This is a genomic window from Oceanicaulis sp. (assembly GCF_965284345.1).
Classification (GTDB): Bacteria; Pseudomonadota; Alphaproteobacteria; order Caulobacterales; family Maricaulaceae; genus Oceanicaulis; species Oceanicaulis alexandrii_A.
In genome coordinates, this window is record NZ_OZ260073.1 from 1,151,224 (window position 1) to 1,167,860 (window position 16,637).

The window sequence follows — 16,637 nt, forward strand, 5'->3', positions numbered from 1 at the left end:
AAAGCCGCTGTGCGGTGCAGCATGCCCGCATCAAGGCGCCTCGCGGGCAACGTCACAAAATCGTCTTGAACACTGGACACAGCCTAAAACGTATATACAGTAGATAGCCGTTGCATAGCAGATGCGAGATTGGATCCGGTCCATGGCTGACGACAAGAAGGTGAAAAAGAAAAAAGACAGCCAGCTTGTCATTCGCCTGACCAAGGACCAGCGCGATCAATTCGTTCAGCTTTGTGATGAACTGGACACCAGCGCCGCCCGGGAGTTGCGCCTCTTCATCAAGGGCTTCATCGCCCGCCATACACCTGAAGACAGCGCATGACCCAAAAGACGCGCCTCACTTACCAAGGAGACCCGACATGGCGTCGAAAAAAGTCAAAGACCTGAAAAAAGAGATCAAAACCCGCAAGGCGAAGATCGAAAATCAGGAAACCAAGCTGAAAAAAGCAAAAAAAGCGCTCAAGAAAGCCGCTTAACGCTCAAGCTATAAGACGACTGAAAAGCCCGCCGGTCTCCGGCGGGTTTTTTCTATGGGGTCAGGTTGGAAACACGAGGGGCGCGAGCAGCAAGGCGACCACGCTCAAGACCGCCACAGCGATGATGTTCAGCACGAGACCCACCCGGGCCATGGCCGGGATCGCGACAAGCCCTGAGCTGAACACCACGGCGTTGGGCGGGGTGGCCACCGGCAGCATGAAGGCGCAACTGGCCGCCAGCGTAACCGGGATGACATAGATCAGCGGGTCCTGACCGGTCTCCACCCCGATCGCCGCGATCACCGGCAGGAAAGTCGCCGTAGTCGCAAGATTGCTGGTCAATTCGGTGATGAAGATCACCAACGCCGTCGCCGTGACCACGAGCAGGATGGCGTTGATCGTCCCGACGCCGACCAGTTGTTGCCCCATCCACAAGGCCAGCCCTGAACTGGTGACGGCGGTCGCCAGCGCCAGTCCGCCGCCGAACAGCGCCAGTACGCCCCAGGGCAGTCGGGACATGGCGTCCCAGGTCATCAACGCCTGGCCTTTCTGACCCGACGGGATCAGGAAGGCGGCGACCGCGGCCGTCATCGCGACGCCAGTGTCCGTCAGCTCGCCCAGGAAAGGCAGGCTGCTCAGCCAGCTGCGCGACAGCCAGCCGAACACCAGAAACCCGAACAAAAGCGCGGTGCGCACTTCCGCCTTGCTCATGGCGCCGAGCCCTTCGCGCATGGCTCGGATATGCTGGACGGCTTCATCGGAGGCCTTGAAATTGATCGGATAGATGAAGCGCGTCAGCACCAGCCAAGCCAGCGGCAGCATCACCAGCGAGACCGGCACGCCGACCATCATCCAGCGCGCAAAATCGATCTGGACGTCGTAATTATCCGCCATGAAACCGACCATGAAAGCGTTCGGCGGCGTGCCCACCAGCGTCGCGACCCCGCCCAGCGTGGCGCCATAGGCCAGGCCCAGCAGTAAGGAGATCCCAAAATTCTCGCGCTGGCGCGGCGCCAGCGTCGGCATGGTTTCATTGATCACCGTGAAGACCGACACCGCGATGGGCAGCAGCATCAAGCTCGTCGAGGTGTTGGAGATCCACATGCTCACAAACGCCGCTGCGCCCATGAAACCGGCGACCAGCGCCCGGGCGTCGGCGCCTGCGATGGCGAACACGCCTAGAGCGATGCGCCGATGCAGTCCGCACCGCTCGATCGCCAGCGCCACCACGAACCCGCCAAAGAACAGATAGATAATGGGGTGCGCATAAGGCGCTGCAATCTCACGCGTGGACACCACGCCCAAGATCGGCAGGGCCACAAGCGGTAGAAAGGCGGTGATGGCCACCGGAATGGCTTCGGTCGCCCACCAGATCGCCATGAGGACGCCGATCGCGGCGACGATGGAGGCCTGTTGGGGCAGACCTTCAGGCGAGAAGGTCAGAGCCGTGATCAGGGCGGCGATCGGCCCCAGAACAAGGCCGACGCGCTGATAAAGAGCCGGGCCGGAAGTTTCTTGTGCGATCATTACGTTCGCCTGTCTTGAGTTTTTGTCGTTTCAGAAGCGCGCGACACAGACCCCGCCTGCTTGCAAGCCACTGTCTGAGGGTCGCTGCGCCAGGAGTGCGCTCATGTGAAAAGATGTATGGGGGCGATGGAGCGACGCGAGATCATCAGTCAACGTCCTCCGCCCGCTCACGGGCTTCTATTGAGATCATCCACGCAGCAGCCTCCGCCATGCCGGCATTGTCGTGCGCCACGTCGGGCACGCTGCCCACGCGCCAGCCATAGGTCACGCCCAGTTCTTCCGCGCGGACGCGGGCGGCGTTGGCGAAATAGACGCCGCGCGCATAGCGATGCGGGCCTTGCGCCTCAGCCTCCGGCGTATGGCGCAGGTGTTGATGACGCGGATCAATGTCTCTCTCGCCCAGCAAAATGGTCAGTGGCATGCCCACCCAGCGACCGATATCGTCTTCGCTCGCCCACGTGCCGCCGGTTCCATATGGCCAAGCCTGGTTGGGGTCCGGCAAGGTATACCAGCCGGCATTGGCGCTATAGGCCGTGATCAGATGCGGCAGGTCTTCAAACAATAACGCCCGGTGGACATACTGCGCCCCGGCGGAATGCCCGAACAGATAATAGCCGTCAGCCTCGCCGCCGCGTTGAGCGATGGCGCTGAACAAAGGCTCAAGCGCCGCGTAGGCGGATGGTCCGTCCCGCCCCACGCCGCCCAGATTGTAGAGGGCGGCGCCGGGGAAATCCGCCGCAGAAAACTCCGGCGCATAAACCCGCAATCCATAACGGTGCGCCAAATCCCGCCAATTATCGCGATAGTCATCGGCGTTGCGGTTCACGCCATGCATGACGATCACCACCGGCGCATCGGGCGAAAGCCCTGCCGGCGGCTCCAGATAGAAGACGCGGAGCGGCGGTCCCGCCCAGTCTGAAAAGACGAACTGGCCCGCCTGCCAGTCCTCGGCGCGTGCGAGGCCGAACGGCGTCGTCAGAAGGACGATCAGAGAGATGAGATATCGCATCATGAGAGCGTCCGGGCGCCGTCCTCTGGACAGCGCCCGTCCTGCCGCGTTCTAGAAGCGCTTGCGAAGGTCGAAATAGACCTGACGTCCGCGAATGCTGTGATATGCGGCGTCATAGCCGTTGGTTTCATCAGCCAGGGGCGGATCTTCATCGAAGATGTTGTTCGCGCCGACGCGGATCCGCATGCCGTCCAGAAGGCCATCGGCGTCAATGTCATACTGGACATAGGCGTTGGTCTGAGTCCAGGCGTCGACGAAAAACGGATCGCCATTGGGATCAAGCCCGGCGCCGGTGTCGATGAACTCGCTGGTGTAGTTCGCCCGGGCGCCTGCGCCCCAACCACTACGATGACGCCAGGTGACAGACCCGGAGACCCGCCATTCCGGCTGCCCGTTCTGCAAGATGATATCGCCTTCCTGGGACACGTTGATCTCGTCTGAGATCAAGCCGCTCTCAACCGCGTCAGCGATCTGTTGCGCACCCGGCGACAGAGCAATGAAGTAGGTGTCGAGATAGGACGCGTTCACCTTGAAGTCGAAATCACCGATCGGCGTGTCATCCAGCGAATAATAGACTCCGTAATCGGTGCCTTCGACGTCGATATCCTCGTTATTGTCGTAGGTATCGCGGATGAACAGGATTTCACCGGCCGGGGTCAGACCCGCCGCATTGTAGAAATCAATATCGTCCTGGTTGGGATCGGCCCGCACCACATTCGGGTTCGACGACCCTTGCAGGCGCAGCAGGTAATCCAGACTGATATGGTTGGTTGCGCCGAACACGCCGACCACATCCGTCCGCTCGATCTCCCAACGGTCGACGGTGACCGTCAGACCATTGAGGAAACGCAGCGGACCATCCAGCCCCCGGGGCTCGAACACGAAGCCATAGGTGATGTTGGTGTCGTCTTCCGGACCAATATCGTCTGCCACCGAGCGACGCTCGGTGCGGCCTTCCGTGAAGCCCGTACAATCGGCGAAGGTCGCAAACGTGCCATTGCGCACGCCCGCTTCACAGGCATAGCCGTCGCGACGGGAGTTTGAGCGATCCACACCTTCGTTGACCACGATCAGGTTCGGCGCCCGGAAGCCTTCGGAATACGCGCCGCGCAGCTTGAACCCGTCAAACGGGATCCAGGCCGCAGCCACACGCGGCTTCACGCCGCTGCCGCCGAAATCAGAATAATCCTCGTAACGCGCCGCAAGCTGGACGTCGAAGGTTTCGACGAGCGGGATATTCATGTCCGGGCTGACGATCGGCACGGACGCTTCGGCGAACACGCCATACACGGAACGCGACCCGCTGGAATCCGGGGTCGGGCTGGTGCCGTAGACGTCGCTTTGGCTGACCTCGCCCGTCACCATGTCGGTGTAGGTGATGGTGCCGTCCAGACGGTCATCGCGGTTCTCATCATAGGCTTCATAGCGCGCTTCAACACCCGCAGCGAGGCCGATCGGGCCGCCCGGCAGCTGGAAGACATCGCCATTACTGACCTTGAAGTCGATCAGCGCCAGTTCCGACGTGCTCTCACGCACCACATCGATCAGGAAAGGCTCGATGAGATTGCGCGGATTGGGCGTGGCGTCACCGATGGAGGGATTGTTGGGATCGCCGCCATTGAACAGATTGTAGACGTCCGGCCCTTCCTTGAAGAGCTCTTGCTGGAACAAGGTACGCGAGACCGAGTTGTTGGCGGTGTCCTGAGCATAGCCACGGTTATAAAGCGCCGCGCTATCCCAGTCCCAACCCGTATCGCCGAACTCGCCACGAGCCCCGCCCAAGATGCGGTATTGGGTGTTGACGACTTCAATGTCGCGGAACCCCACATCCACAAACCGATACCGGCCAGCATCGGTGAAGACTGGCAAGCCTTCGACCGGCACGTTGGACAGGCCAGGCAGGCGGTTGGGATTGACCGAACCATCCGAGAAGGTCACCGGACCGAACGGGTTGTAGTAATAGCTCGCCGGCACGGAAATGCCCGTTGCGGAAATGCCGTTGCGCGGCTCGTTCGTGGACCGCGTCTCGGCGTAATACACGCCTAGCTCACCATACAGCTCCACACCATTGTCCATGTCATGGTTGAAGAAACCGAAGGCGTTGAAGCGATCCCGGTCAGAGATGATCGAGCGCTCATAGGCGCCGTCAAACCTCAGATCTCGATCCTGCGTGCTGTCATCAATACACAGCCCCGGCGTGGACAGGACCTCCGCCCGGCATCCCGGGAAGCTGTCCGGCTGGAAGTGGAAGCGCCCCGACGAATTGGTCAGAATAGTACCGTTCTGACGAACACGAGTGGACGATGTCGTTCTCAGTGTCCACTGACCCCAGGGGCTCTGCGTGGCGCGGTTGTCAAAGGAGACATCGCCTTCAAAGCTGGTCCCTTCAAGGAAAGGACGACGGTCCTCACTGGCGGCGACGTCAATTTCAGAGGCCATCAGCCCCTCACGGCGCGAATACTGCACCGCCAGCGACGCATTGGTGCGGCCCTCATTGAAGTCCTGCCCGCCCCGGATCGTCACGGTCTGCTCATTCAGGCCATTGCCCGTGGCGTAAAGGTGCCGACCGCGCACGTAAAAACCCACGAAGTCATCATCAAGAATGGTGTTGAACACACCGGCGACGGCGTCGGTGCCGTAAATCGCGGACGCGCCGTCATTGAGCACTTCGACGCGGGAAATCCCGGCGACCGGCAGCGAGTTGACATTGGTGGTCGTCACCGGTGTCGAGAGCTCAGCCTGGGTCGACGGGTGATTGACGACACGGCGACCGTTCAGCAGCACCAGCGTACCGCTCGATCCGATGGAGCGCAGATTGATCGAGGCCACATCGCCGCGCGCATTGTTGACCGTCGTGTTGTTGTCGGTGCGGAACGCAACCCCGCCCTGGGCCGGCAAGGAGCGGATCAGGTCTTCACCATCCACGCCCCCAATGCTCGCAAGATCTTCTTGTGTGAGAATGGTGACCGGCAGGGCTTCGTTGACGCGGGCGCCCTGGATATTGGTGCCGGTGACGATGATCACGTCCGCCGTCGCGGGCCGTGCAGGCGCCTCCTGCGCTTCCTGTGTCGTCTCGACGGCTTGCGCGAGCGCAGCTTCGCCCAGCGCCAGAGCGCCGAGCGCGCCGAAAGCGATTCCGGAACGGAGAATCGTTTTGAAAGTCATGTGTCCCTCCCATGCGTTTTTGTTTTCTCGACGAGAGCAATGGTTCTGGACACTGTCAATGAAAATTATACACTCGGTTCAAATTTCGTACGGACTGCCTGCCGGAAATTGTCAGCCGTGGCGCCAAAGCTACTATGACAAGCCACAGCGGACTGAAATCTGGAGGGGGGACCTCGACAATGACTGTACTCAGACCGGACTTCCCCGATCACAGCTCTCCCTTCTCACGCAGCCAGGAACGCGATCGCAAGACGGCCGCCATCCGCTCCGCCGCCTCTCGCCGCTTTAATGCGCAAGGCGTTTTGGGGGCTCGGCTCGAAGACATCACCGCCGATCTCGGCCTCACAAAAACCAGCATTTCATACTATTACGCATCCAAGGAGGAGCTCGCCGAAGCGGTCTTCCTCTCCTCTGTCGACTTTTTGCTGCAGGCGGTGAAGCGCGCCGAAGCCGCCAATGACGCGCCCTGTCTGAAAGTGCTGGCGCTGTTCCAGGCCTATGCCGAGCAATTGTCTGACGCGATTGCAGAGCAACGCCCGTTCCCGGCGCGCCTTCAGGAGCTCGAAACCCTGTCTGAAGAGGTGCAAGCGCGGATCACCTCTCGGCTGGCGGAAGCGGTCAACCGCGTCAACGCCATGACAAGCGACTGGCTGAGCCAATCCGGTCAGACGACGCGCCGGGCCGAGCCGGTCACCTATTGCCTGTTCGGTCTCCTGGACTGGCTGACCGTGCGTGCGGGCGAAGAGACCGGCGCGCAATTCGCCAGCTCCGCCAACGCCCTGCACGACATCCTGTTACAAGGACTGACGGCGGAGGAGCCGGTTTCCACTGAAATCGCGCCGCACTTTGTCTCCACAGGCGAGCTGCCGCAGATTTTCGACCGCAAGGCGCGAAACCGCATGAAGCGGGAAGCCTTTCTCAAGGCCGGCATCCGTTTCTTCAATCTGTATGGCGTAGAAGGCGTCTCCCTGGCCGAAGTCGCCGGCTCGTTAGGGGTCACACGCGGGGCGTTCTATTACCACATTCCGGACAAGGAGAGTTTTCTGGACCAATGTCTGGAGCACTCTTTGCAAACGGTTGAGACCACTCTGGACGCCGCCGCTGAAAGCGCGGAAGGGCTGGCCTTTATACGCCGCGCCGTCTTTGACCTGATTTACATGCAGGCCAGCGGCATGTCGCCGATCATCCGGCTGGAGCTGATGGCCGCCCTGCCCACGGCGCGACGCAACCGCCATCAGGCCCGTTTGCGCAATATCACCCGCCGCCTGGGCGACACCTATGACGCCGCGGTCAGCGCAGGGGAGGCGCGCCCGCACGACGCCTCGATCGTGGAATCCCTGCTGACCGGCGTGATGTTTATCAATAGCGGCTTCACCCTCGCCGCCTCCAGCACGATGACTGACTGGAGCATGTGCCAGAGCCCCCTCTCGGCGACCAATGATTTCCTGCATGTCCTGCTGTACGGTCTGGCGGCGCAGCGATGAAAGCGCGGCGTCTCCTCCTGTGTCTGGTTCTGGCCGCGTGTTCCGAACCCGAAGCGGACACCCATGTAGCGCCCGAAACTGACGTCAGCGCGCCCCTCACAGAGCGCCAGCCTGAGGAGGCAACCGCCCCAAGCTTCCTCCCGCAAAGCCCGGTGCTCTCGCCCAATCGCGAGATCGAAGCGGTTTTCTCGACCGCCTCCTTGAACGCGCAGGTCCTGCGTCTGGAAGCCGCGCTGGCTCGCGCCCAGGCGGCCGAAGGCGTCATCCCCCAGAGCGCCGCAGACGCCATCACCGCCGCCGCGATCCCCGATAATATTCCCCAGGACGCAATCGACGCCGAATACGCCGTGGTGCGCCATCGTATGGTGGCGCTATTGAACGTCTTGCGCCGATCACTGGATGAAGACAGCGCGAATTATCTGCATTACGGCGCAACGACGGTGGACCTCTATGACAGCGCCGCCATGCTGCAAATGCGCGAGGCGGTCTTCGCCCTGATCGAGGATTTGCGCGTCATTGAGCTGCAACTCATCGAACTGGCCGATCAGTACAAAACCACGCCGATGATCGGTCGCACCCTCGGCCAGCACGCCTTGCCAATCACCTTCGGCAAGAAGATCAGCGGCTATATCGGCGAGAACCGGCGCCATATCGGCCGGCTGGGCGACCTGCTCGGCCGGATTGAGCGCTCCATCATCATGAAGGGCGCTGTGGGCAGCTATCTGGGTCTGGGGCCTGAAGGCCAGCGTGTCGAGGCGCGCATGGCGTCTGAGCTGGGCCTGCCCGCCCCCTATCCCGATGACTGGCACGCCAGCCGGGACGTCTTCGCGGAATTCGCCCTCGTCCAGTCCATGATGGCCCACACCTGGGCGCGGCTCGGGCAGGAGGTCTTCCTGCTTCAGATGACCGATATCGGCGCGCTTGTGGAAGAGCGCCCCGGCGGGGCCGTCGGCTCGTCCACCATGCCGCACAAGGTGAACCCGTCTTTGTCAGAAGCGCTGATCCAACAGGGCCGGTCCATTCCGCGCCTCGCCGAGGTCGTGCAAGACGACATGATCAATATCTTTGAGCGCGACAACACCTCACGCCCCAACAGGGCGGTGGCCGAGATCGCGCGCGCTGCCGAAGACATGCTGGGCGTCGCCAGCCGCCTGATCTCGCGCTTGCGGGTCAATGAGGCGCGCATGGCGGAAAACCTGGAACTGAGCCGCGGCTGGATCCTGACCCAGCGCATCGTTTTCGCTCTTCAGGATGATCTGGGCCGTGACGCCGCCGAACACCGCCTGCGGGATCTCGCCACCGCCTCAACAGCGACAGGCGCTAGCCTGCGCGACGCCATTGAAGCCGATCCTGAATTGTCGGCTTTGTTCGCTCCGGGCGAGCTGGATGCGCTCTTAGACCCGCGCACCTATCTGGGGCTTGACGCTGAACTGGTGGATGAAGTGATCGCCCAGGCCCGTGCCGCCAGAGAGACCGATCCGGTCCGAACGGAGACTCCATGACCGCCACGCCCCTGCTCCGCCTCTTGATGCTCGGCGCGGTCTTGACCGTGACGGGCTGCGCCACGCCGGGTGCGCCCTCCGCCTCCGAGCGCGCCAGCTGCGAGACCGGCGCGGTTCGCCTGACGCAGGACTTTTCGACGGCGCCGGATTATGCCTGTGAGCGCACGGGGGATTCCGCTTTCGAACTGGTCGTCATCCCTGAAGACCCCGACATCAATCCCAGCCCCTGGTACGCGTTCGATCTTCATGCCGTGCGGGCAGGCGAAGCCCGGGTTGCGCTCGACTATCCTGAATACCGCCATCGCTATCAGCCGCGCGTCGAGCTCGAGGGCGGGCATTGGGCCGCCCTGCCCGAAGACGCCGTCATCGTGTCCGAAGACAGGCAACGCGCCACGCTGACCGTGGACATCGCTCCCGGCGCCACCCGGATCGGCGCACAGGAAGTGATCTCGCTTGCAGACCGGGCGGACTGGCGCGCCGCCTTTGCGGAGCGGACTGGAATGAGCCGCAGCGTGATCGGCGAAAGCCGGCAGGGCCGTCCCATCGAAGCGCTGTCGCGCCCTGCGGCTTCGCCCGAAGCGCCGCTGATCATCATTCTGGGCGGCCAGCATCCGCCGGAAGTACCGGGCGTTCTGGGATTGCGTGCGTTTCTGGACGCGCTGTTCGGACCTGAGGCCAATCCGTCCGTGCTCGACGGTTATCAATGGCTGATCATTCCCGACCTCAATCCCGATGGCGTCGAGCATGGCCATTGGCGGCACAATACGGGCGGGCTGGATCTCAACCGGGACTGGGGCCCGTTCACCCAGCCTGAAACCGCCGCCGCCTTCGCGGCCATCGAGGCTCAGATCACAGACGGGCACGCGCCCTATCTGCTTCTGGATTTTCACGCCACGCGGCGTGATGTGCTCTACACCCCGCCGGACGCCGTAGCCTTGACGCCGTTCGCGTTCAGCGAAGACTGGATCGCCTTGATCGAAGCAGAATGGGACAGCGAGACGCCCGCCTTTGATCGCAGCCCCAGCCATAATGTGGGCATGCCCACCTCCAAGACCTGGTTTGCGGACACTTACGCTGCGCCGGGCGTGACAATGGAATATGGCGACAACACTGACCGTGACCGCATCACCAACCTGTCGCAAACCGCAGCGCGGGCGCTCGTGCGGTATCTGGAGGAAGCGGAGTGAGAACCGGGGCGCGCTTGATAACGCGCCCCGTGTCTGAACGCCTTAATACCCGCCAAACGATCCAGCAGGACCGGGGAAGACGACCGGGCTTTCAGACCCGTCCGCCGCCACCGACGAGACGCCGAAATAGTAATTGTCGATGACAATGTTCTCGAGCGTGAACGCGGTCACATCGCCCACATAGCGATTATGGGTCCATTGCGGCGCATCGGTCAGGCGCCAGTACACCCGATACCCCATCAGATTGTCCGCCTGCGCGCCTTCGGGCCGCGCCCAGTTCAGCGTGGTGGAGGGCTGCACCGCGCCGGAAATCGTCACATCTGCGGGGAAGGGCGGCGCGCCGGCCAGCTGCGCCAAGGTGGCGATGTTCAGACCGGTGAGCTTGGCGGCGTAGTCAAAATCCACCGCTTCGAGTACATCGCCATACTCGATCCCGTCTTCGACGCGGATATCTTGATGCTGGCGGTTATAATCCTCATAGGTCTCCATGATGCGTACGCCGGGCATGCCCGCATCATTGAACGGGCGATGGTGACCGCCGCGACCGAAGCGATCCAGACGATAGACCATCATCACATCCAGATTGGGCACATACTGGTCCGCCGTGCGGTCAATGAAGCGCGCCAGATTGCGTGAGGGCGAATCAACTTCGCCGCCGGTGAAACGGCGGATACGCGCTTCTTCCGGCGTCTCGGTCGCGCGCGTGCCTTCAGAGAAGACGCGGGCGGTCGAATTGTCGATGACGCCATTGATGCCTGAAATATTGCCGATCATGTCGTTATTGAGCACAGCCTGGATCCGCCAGCCCTGCTCAAGCGCGTATTCGGCCACGATCCGCCCGCCGAACAGGCCCTGCTCCTCACCTGCCAGCGCCGCGTACATAATAGAGCCGGCAAACTGATCCTGGGTAAGCACCCGCGCCGCTTCCAGCGCGCCGGCCACGCCTGAGGCGTTGTCATTGGCGCCGGGGCTGATGCTGGTCGCGTCCATCACGTCCGACACCCGGCTGTCGATATCGCCCGCCATCACCACCATGCGGTCCGGGTCTGAGGCGCCGCGCTGGATGGCGATCACGGAGACCACGTCCACCGGATCAGGAATGCGGCGTTCGCCGCTGATCGTTTCGGAGACATACATTACGTCCAGGCACCCGCCGCAGTCTGCAGAAATGCGCTGGAACTCGTCATAGATCCAGCGCCGCGCGGCGCCGATGCCTTGGGTCTCGCTTTCGGTCTCCGACGCCGTATGGCGCGTGCCAAAGCTGACGAGCGTGGCGATGTCGGACTCAATCCGGTCAGCCGAAACCGCCGCCACATGATCATGCACATCCATCACTTCAGATGGCGGCGCGACCTGAGCGTTCGCCGCGCCGATCAAGCCCCCGGCCATGATCAGTCCCATGACAATCCGCATACTGCTCTCTCCCCTGCTGGTTCATTCGAACCTGATTGGAGGGCAAGCTAGACGGGTTCAGAAGGAAGACCAAGAGCGCCGGATTCCCGCTCGCCGCCCTCAAACTCAGACACGGCTCGGCATGGCGCTCAGGACGCTGTGTTGTTTGATTCACGCAGATCGACTATCGCAAAGCCCTGCAAAGCGCCGCCGCATAAGTGTTCACACCATGACCAGACCCGCCCGCGATCTGACATCCATTCTTGAAGACTGCGCGAGTGAAGCGCGCAAGCAGATCGGCCAGGGTCGCGTGGCCGATTACATCCCCGCCCTTGCGCGGATAAACCCCCACCAGTTCGGCATGGCGGTGTGCGGCGTCGATGGGACGGAATGGTCCACCGGAGACAGCGACACCCCGTTTTCGATCCAGAGCATCTCCAAAGTGTTCACGCTGGCCCTCGCCCTGCAGTCGCCCGGCGCCGCGGGGGTTTGGGACCGGGTCGGGCGCGAGCCGTCGGGCACGGCGTTCAACTCCCTCTTTCAGCTGGAAGCCGAACAAGGATTACCGCGCAACCCCTTCATCAACGCCGGGGCGATCGTCATCACCGATGTGATCACCAGCCATTTCGTCAGCCCCGTGCTGCAAATTCTGGGACTGGTCCGAAAATACGCGAACTGCGAGCAGATCTATATCGATGAAGAGGTGGCCCGGTCCGAAGCGGAAAGCGGGCATCGCAATGCCGCGATTGCGCACCTGCTGAAAAGCCAGGGCAATCTGGAAGCGAGCGTCGAGGACGTGCTGGCGGCCTATTATCGCCAATGCTCCATCGCCATGACCTGCCGCGACGTCGCGCGCGCGTTCTTGCCGCTGGCGGCCGGCGGACAGCATCCGCTGACGGGTGAAACCCTGATGCCCGCCCTGCGAGCCAAGCGCATCAATTCCTTGCTGCTGACCTGCGGGTTGTACGACGGGGTCGGAAATTTTGCATTCCGCGTCGGCATTCCCGCAAAATCGGGGGTCGGCGGCGGCATTGCGGCGGTCATCCCCGGCCAGTATGCGATCTGCGTCTGGTCGCCCGAACTTGATGAGCTGGGCAATTCGCTGGCCGGAACCCGGGCGCTCGAAGTGTTCGCGGACGAAACCAATCTGTCAGTGTTCTGAAGGCTCCTCAGCCAAAGCCTTTTTGCAAGACGATCCGGTCTGTGGGCGGATGCCCCGACTAGACGTGAATGGCTGTCAGTTCCGCAATGTCAGCAGACGACTGGCGGGCCGACATCAGCGCGGTCTCCACGTCTCTCAATGACTGATGGCTGATTTCCGACTGCACATCACGCAAGGTCAATTCCAGGCGATGGTTCTGGGCGACAATCTCTCTCGGCGGCGTGTAGTCACGCAGGGGCAAGAGACCTATGGTCTTAAGCAAGCGATAAAGCTCAGCGTTTTCAACACCATATTCAGGGCGCGCGCGTTCGCCCAAACGCGAGAGCCAATACGCCTCGCAGGGCGACCAGACCGGATGGACGCCCGCTTCGCGACGCGAGACGCGGCCACCGCTCCCGCCGAGTGAAATCTGGTCGGGCAGCGCGCGAGCGCCGGGATTAACCTCCGCCCAGTCGGAGACTGCGGAGGCGCTCTCAAGGGCGCGCGGTACAAAGTCCTGCGCAACATGACGTATCAGTTGCGTGAAGGTCGACGGGCTGGAGCTCGCCCTGCGATGCTCACCCTGAACCAACCCGTCCGCAGCGCTGAGCCGCATGCGCCAGGCGCCGAGGCGCGCGTATTGATCCAGCATTTCCGAACCCGCCTGCGTGCCTGCAAGCACATGCAGCGCGCCCGCCAGGCTGAATTCAGCCATTGCGGGCCGTTCTCCGAAGAGGAAGGGGCCGCCGCCCAGCGCTTTGTCCAGCTGATCCAGTGTCGCCTTCAACTGCGACAACACGGTCTGTTTGGCCTTTTTGTTCAGACCCAGCTTTGAAAACTGTTTGCTGATTTGCGAAACCACCAAGCGGGCCCGACGCGCAGCCTGCTCGGCTGAGCTGTCCGCTTCGAGAAACTTCGTCAGATGCGCCTCAGCCTGTTCACGCTCACAGACCCAGAAGACATACTCCGCATGTCGGCAAAACTGTGAATCTGACCACGCCTCCAGCAAATCGCTGGCGAAGCGCTGTGCGGGCGTATCCGGGAACAGGGTCTGGGCGGGATGGTCGCCGCCAAGTCCGTCAAGCAACAATCGCGTATCGGTGAAAGCGCTCTGGTCAGAGCAAATGATCAAAGGAGTCGCGACCGTCTTCAAACGCGGCTTGATGTAAGATTGCACGACACGCATCGTCGCCGGTTTTTCGGTCATCGGCAGGTTTGACCAGCGTAGACACAGACGCGCCTTGACCGTGGCGGCGGAAAACGGCGCTCCAATCAACGTATATGTCAAAGCCATGGCGTGAACCTTCCAGTCTGAACTGAAAGTATAACGACAGGAGGTGACGATCCGTTCCGCCTTCGGACGAGGCCCATTGCCTGACCGGGCCGCACGAACACACGAGCGACGTCTTGAGATCTGGATGAACTGTCAGGGAAAACACTGGCGGAGAGAGAGGGAAACGACGCAATTATCGTATTAATTAATTATATCAGTGTTTTATATAATTTCTTGTGACCTTTTTGTACTAAACTTTGTACCAAAAAGCTATTCCAATTGTGGAAAAAATTGGCAACCAGTTGCAAATTTTAGCTCGACTCTGGCCCGTCTCAGCCTCAGAGATTCTAGTATAAGAGATAACTTTAAATCTGAACGACTACTTCGATTGGGTCAGATGTAAGAAGCACGGCAACCTACTAGGGTGCCTCTGCAATCAAATGCAAAAATCAATTCATTGGAATACGCTACACTCTAGGCAGCCTCTACGGTTATCTGGCGCACCAATTGAGATATGCAGTCAGTCAACTTCCAGAACCTCACTCTCCTGCCCCTCTGCCCACCAAAGGCAGTGGGTCTTGCCTTTGATCTTCACGAAGACCTCATCTAGATCAAAGTGACATTGCCACTAGGTGACCTGTCGCACCTGCTAAGATAGGCGTTTCTTGATATCGCGAACCATCATTGGGCCAAACCGATACCAATAGAAGCGAACCGCTTCATGGGTAATATCGATGCTGCGTTCATGAAGAATGTCTTCGATACTCCGCAGCTACAGCGGGGAGCGGATGTACATCATCACCTCGGGGCGGACGATTTCAGGCGAAGTTTTGAAGTAGCGGAATGGGTTGGCGAATACGCCAGATTAGAGCCAGATCCGATAACGGCGGATTTGGTCTGACAAGACCTGCTTCAGAGCAGACCGCCAACGATATTATTCACGACCGCAATGTATAGTTCTGGATCAAAATCCTTGAAGGCGTTGAAAAGCCACATCAGCCCCAAGTTGACGGCGATTGATCCCCCTAAGAGAAATGCAACAATGTCAGCAACCATGAGCGCGCGGTCGGCGAGCCCAAAGCAACGGGTGTAGAAAGCCCGGATCGCCATCAGAGGAATGGTCAGGATCGCCACAAGCAAAGCGGCGAGAAAGACCAGCGTTGGCAAGAAGGTGGTGTGCATCGCCCAGAACGAGGCGTTGAATGCGAAGCGTGATCCGTCCGGCGACAGTCCGAACAGGACAAAAGACGCTTCACGCACGGTGAATTCAGTCCCGGCGCCCGCCCCGCCATAGACCAGAACCGCAATCGCCAGCGCCGCAGAAATCAGCAGGTCCAGAACGATCCAAGGCGTCGCCTTCGCCACCAGAACCACGCTATTGCTGAGTGTCTTGTCGGCGGTCATCTGACGACTGATTGTGTAGATGCGGCGCATTATCTGCAAGGTGACCGCTATGGTGAACGCATCGCAGACAGCGTTCAGAAAGAGGAAACCGGGTGTGGGGAACAGATCCTGAGTCTCGCCGGTGAAATCAATGAGGCTGACCGCATACACCGTCAACAGAAAGCTCAGCACTATGCCGGGCGCGACCGGTGCCAGGATGCGCCGCAAACTCTCGCGTAGCTTCCGACGTCGCGCGCGCAACTCCTCGGACGCGCCTCGAATGAAAATGTATATTCCGAGGGTCAATACAAACGCAATCGGAGCAAGAACCGCCGACGCGGCGAGCGAGTACACCGGCGACAGCAGCAGCTGGGAATACAGGTTCTGTTCCACGCTGCCGATCGTAGCGTTATAGGCCAGTTGGAACCCGAAATTGGACTCGCCTTCAGGAGAGAAGAAGGTCTGGAAAATCGCGGCCTGCTGAAACATCAGAATGATGAAGAAGACCGAGGCCGCCAGAGACATGACGCCAGCCGCTGAGAATTGAACGGTCTGGCGATGACCTGTAGCGGCGCGGCCGGCATTATACAGGTGTCGGCTACCCCCCAGCAGAACGCCGACCACTAAATAGCCCAGCAAGACATAGAGGACTTGGGTCTCAAACGCGGCGATCCCGTCTCTGACCCGAGGCGTAAGGAGGAAGCCGCGCTGTGCGGCAATTTCCGAGGCAATCCAGTCCATGCGAAACGGCAGGGCCAGAACCAGAAGTGCTGGAATGGCGTTGATCAGGACCAGCATTTTCTGGAATTGCTGGAGTGCGGTGATGGCCCCGCCCGCCACATGGACGGGAAAACGACTGAACACTTGATCGGCGAACGCCACGGGTCCCAGCGGTTTGAGTATGCCCGCATCCAGGCGCCGTCGAGTTACAAAATCTAGGCACGCAAGAACCGTGGCGAACACAAAAACGCAGAAAACCACCTGAAAGGTGTCCGTCTGCACGGCTCGCACAACAGAATGATCCAGCGCCGCCTCGACAAGACGGCTTACCCAGCTATTCGTCATTGTCCCGCCCCCCTCTTGGCCGGCCTTGACGCT

11 protein-coding genes and 1 pseudogene are annotated in these 16,637 nt (G+C 60.9%); 5 read left to right on the plus strand and 7 right to left on the minus strand.

The window, feature by feature from the left end:
• The first annotated feature begins 142 nt into the window (after window positions 1-142).
• A complete protein-coding gene (locus ACQ66J_RS05710) occupies window positions 143-322 on the plus strand; it encodes a hypothetical protein (RefSeq protein WP_430430837.1) in 180 nt (59 codons plus the stop codon).
• Window positions 323-536: 214 nt separating this feature from the next.
• On the opposite strand, the gene ACQ66J_RS05715 is transcribed toward ACQ66J_RS05710, so the two are convergent.
• The 3 genes from ACQ66J_RS05715 to ACQ66J_RS05725 all read right to left on the minus strand — a co-directional run bounded on the left by ACQ66J_RS05715 (window position 537) and on the right by ACQ66J_RS05725 (window position 6,177).
• Window positions 537-2,003: an SLC13 family permease gene (locus tag ACQ66J_RS05715; protein ID WP_430430838.1), complete on the minus strand. Its 1,467-nt coding sequence runs from the start codon at window positions 2,001-2,003 to the stop codon at window positions 537-539.
• A gap of 145 nt (window positions 2,004-2,148) precedes the next feature.
• Complete coding sequence (locus ACQ66J_RS05720) at window positions 2,149-3,015, minus strand: PHB depolymerase family esterase (RefSeq protein ID WP_430430839.1); 867 nt, start codon at window positions 3,013-3,015, stop codon at window positions 2,149-2,151.
• A gap of 48 nt (window positions 3,016-3,063) precedes the next feature.
• On the minus strand, window positions 3,064-6,177 hold the full coding sequence (locus ACQ66J_RS05725) for a TonB-dependent receptor domain-containing protein (RefSeq protein ID WP_430430840.1): 3,114 nt from the start codon (window positions 6,175-6,177) through the stop codon (window positions 3,064-3,066).
• Window positions 6,178-6,356: 179 nt separating this feature from the next.
• Here ACQ66J_RS05725 and ACQ66J_RS05730 point away from each other — a divergent pair, with 179 nt between their 5' ends.
• The 3 genes from ACQ66J_RS05730 to ACQ66J_RS05740 are packed head-to-tail and all read left to right on the plus strand — an operon-like array spanning window position 6,357 to window position 10,350.
• Entirely contained in the window at window positions 6,357-7,661 is a 1,305-nt protein-coding gene (locus ACQ66J_RS05730; RefSeq protein WP_430430841.1) for a TetR/AcrR family transcriptional regulator, read from the plus strand.
• On the plus strand, window positions 7,658-9,163 hold the full coding sequence (locus ACQ66J_RS05735) for a lyase family protein (RefSeq protein ID WP_430430842.1): 1,506 nt from the start codon (window positions 7,658-7,660) through the stop codon (window positions 9,161-9,163). Before ACQ66J_RS05730 ends, ACQ66J_RS05735 begins: the two co-directional genes overlap by 4 nt.
• Window positions 9,160-10,350 (plus strand): M14 family metallopeptidase, encoded by a 1,191-nt coding sequence (locus tag ACQ66J_RS05740; RefSeq protein WP_430430843.1) that lies wholly within the window; start codon window positions 9,160-9,162, stop codon window positions 10,348-10,350. The genes ACQ66J_RS05735 and ACQ66J_RS05740 overlap by 4 nt, the downstream gene beginning before the upstream one ends.
• 42 nt (window positions 10,351-10,392) lie before the next feature.
• Here the strand turns inward: ACQ66J_RS05740 and ACQ66J_RS05745 are convergent, their stop codons facing one another.
• A complete protein-coding gene (locus tag ACQ66J_RS05745; RefSeq protein WP_430432234.1) occupies window positions 10,393-11,682 on the minus strand; it encodes a M28 family metallopeptidase in 1,290 nt (429 codons plus the stop codon).
• Between the two features lie 289 nt (window positions 11,683-11,971).
• Between ACQ66J_RS05745 and ACQ66J_RS05750 the strand changes: the two genes are divergently transcribed.
• Window positions 11,972-12,904 (plus strand): glutaminase, encoded by a 933-nt coding sequence (locus tag ACQ66J_RS05750; RefSeq protein ID WP_430430844.1) that lies wholly within the window; start codon window positions 11,972-11,974, stop codon window positions 12,902-12,904.
• 58 nt (window positions 12,905-12,962) lie between these two features.
• Here ACQ66J_RS05750 and ACQ66J_RS05755 read toward each other — a convergent pair whose 3' ends face one another.
• The 3 genes and pseudogenes from ACQ66J_RS05755 to ACQ66J_RS05765 form a co-directional block, all read right to left on the minus strand.
• Entirely contained in the window at window positions 12,963-14,177 is a 1,215-nt protein-coding gene (locus ACQ66J_RS05755; protein ID WP_430430846.1) for a glutathione S-transferase family protein, read from the minus strand.
• A gap of 508 nt (window positions 14,178-14,685) precedes the next feature.
• A pseudogene (locus tag ACQ66J_RS05760) lies at window positions 14,686-14,955 on the minus strand (IS6 family transposase); the annotation flags it as partial.
• Window positions 14,956-15,068: 113 nt separating this feature from the next.
• Window positions 15,069-16,604: a hypothetical protein gene (locus tag ACQ66J_RS05765; RefSeq protein ID WP_430430847.1), complete on the minus strand. Its 1,536-nt coding sequence runs from the start codon at window positions 16,602-16,604 to the stop codon at window positions 15,069-15,071.
• Window positions 16,605-16,637 lie beyond the last annotated feature (33 nt).

What these genes read in the sequence shown, in the direction of transcription:
- ACQ66J_RS05710 (WP_430430837.1), top strand. Translation starts at nt 143, where the DNA reads ATGGCTGACGACAAGAAGGTGAAAAAGAAAAAAGACAGCCAGCTTGTC.
- ACQ66J_RS05715 (WP_430430838.1), bottom strand. Translation starts at nt 2,003, where the DNA reads ATGATCGCACAAGAAACTTCCGGCCCGGCTCTTTATCAGCGCGTCGGC.
- ACQ66J_RS05720 (WP_430430839.1), bottom strand. Translation starts at nt 3,015, where the DNA reads ATGATGCGATATCTCATCTCTCTGATCGTCCTTCTGACGACGCCGTTC.
- ACQ66J_RS05725 (WP_430430840.1), bottom strand. Translation starts at nt 6,177, where the DNA reads ATGACTTTCAAAACGATTCTCCGTTCCGGAATCGCTTTCGGCGCGCTC.
- ACQ66J_RS05730 (WP_430430841.1), top strand. Translation starts at nt 6,357, where the DNA reads ATGACTGTACTCAGACCGGACTTCCCCGATCACAGCTCTCCCTTCTCA.
- ACQ66J_RS05735 (WP_430430842.1), top strand. Translation starts at nt 7,658, where the DNA reads ATGAAAGCGCGGCGTCTCCTCCTGTGTCTGGTTCTGGCCGCGTGTTCC.
- ACQ66J_RS05740 (WP_430430843.1), top strand. Translation starts at nt 9,160, where the DNA reads ATGACCGCCACGCCCCTGCTCCGCCTCTTGATGCTCGGCGCGGTCTTG.
- ACQ66J_RS05745 (WP_430432234.1), bottom strand. Translation starts at nt 11,682, where the DNA reads ATGGATGTGCATGATCATGTGGCGGCGGTTTCGGCTGACCGGATTGAG.
- ACQ66J_RS05750 (WP_430430844.1), top strand. Translation starts at nt 11,972, where the DNA reads ATGACCAGACCCGCCCGCGATCTGACATCCATTCTTGAAGACTGCGCG.
- ACQ66J_RS05755 (WP_430430846.1), bottom strand. Translation starts at nt 14,177, where the DNA reads ATGGCTTTGACATATACGTTGATTGGAGCGCCGTTTTCCGCCGCCACG.
- ACQ66J_RS05765 (WP_430430847.1), bottom strand. Translation starts at nt 16,604, where the DNA reads ATGACGAATAGCTGGGTAAGCCGTCTTGTCGAGGCGGCGCTGGATCAT.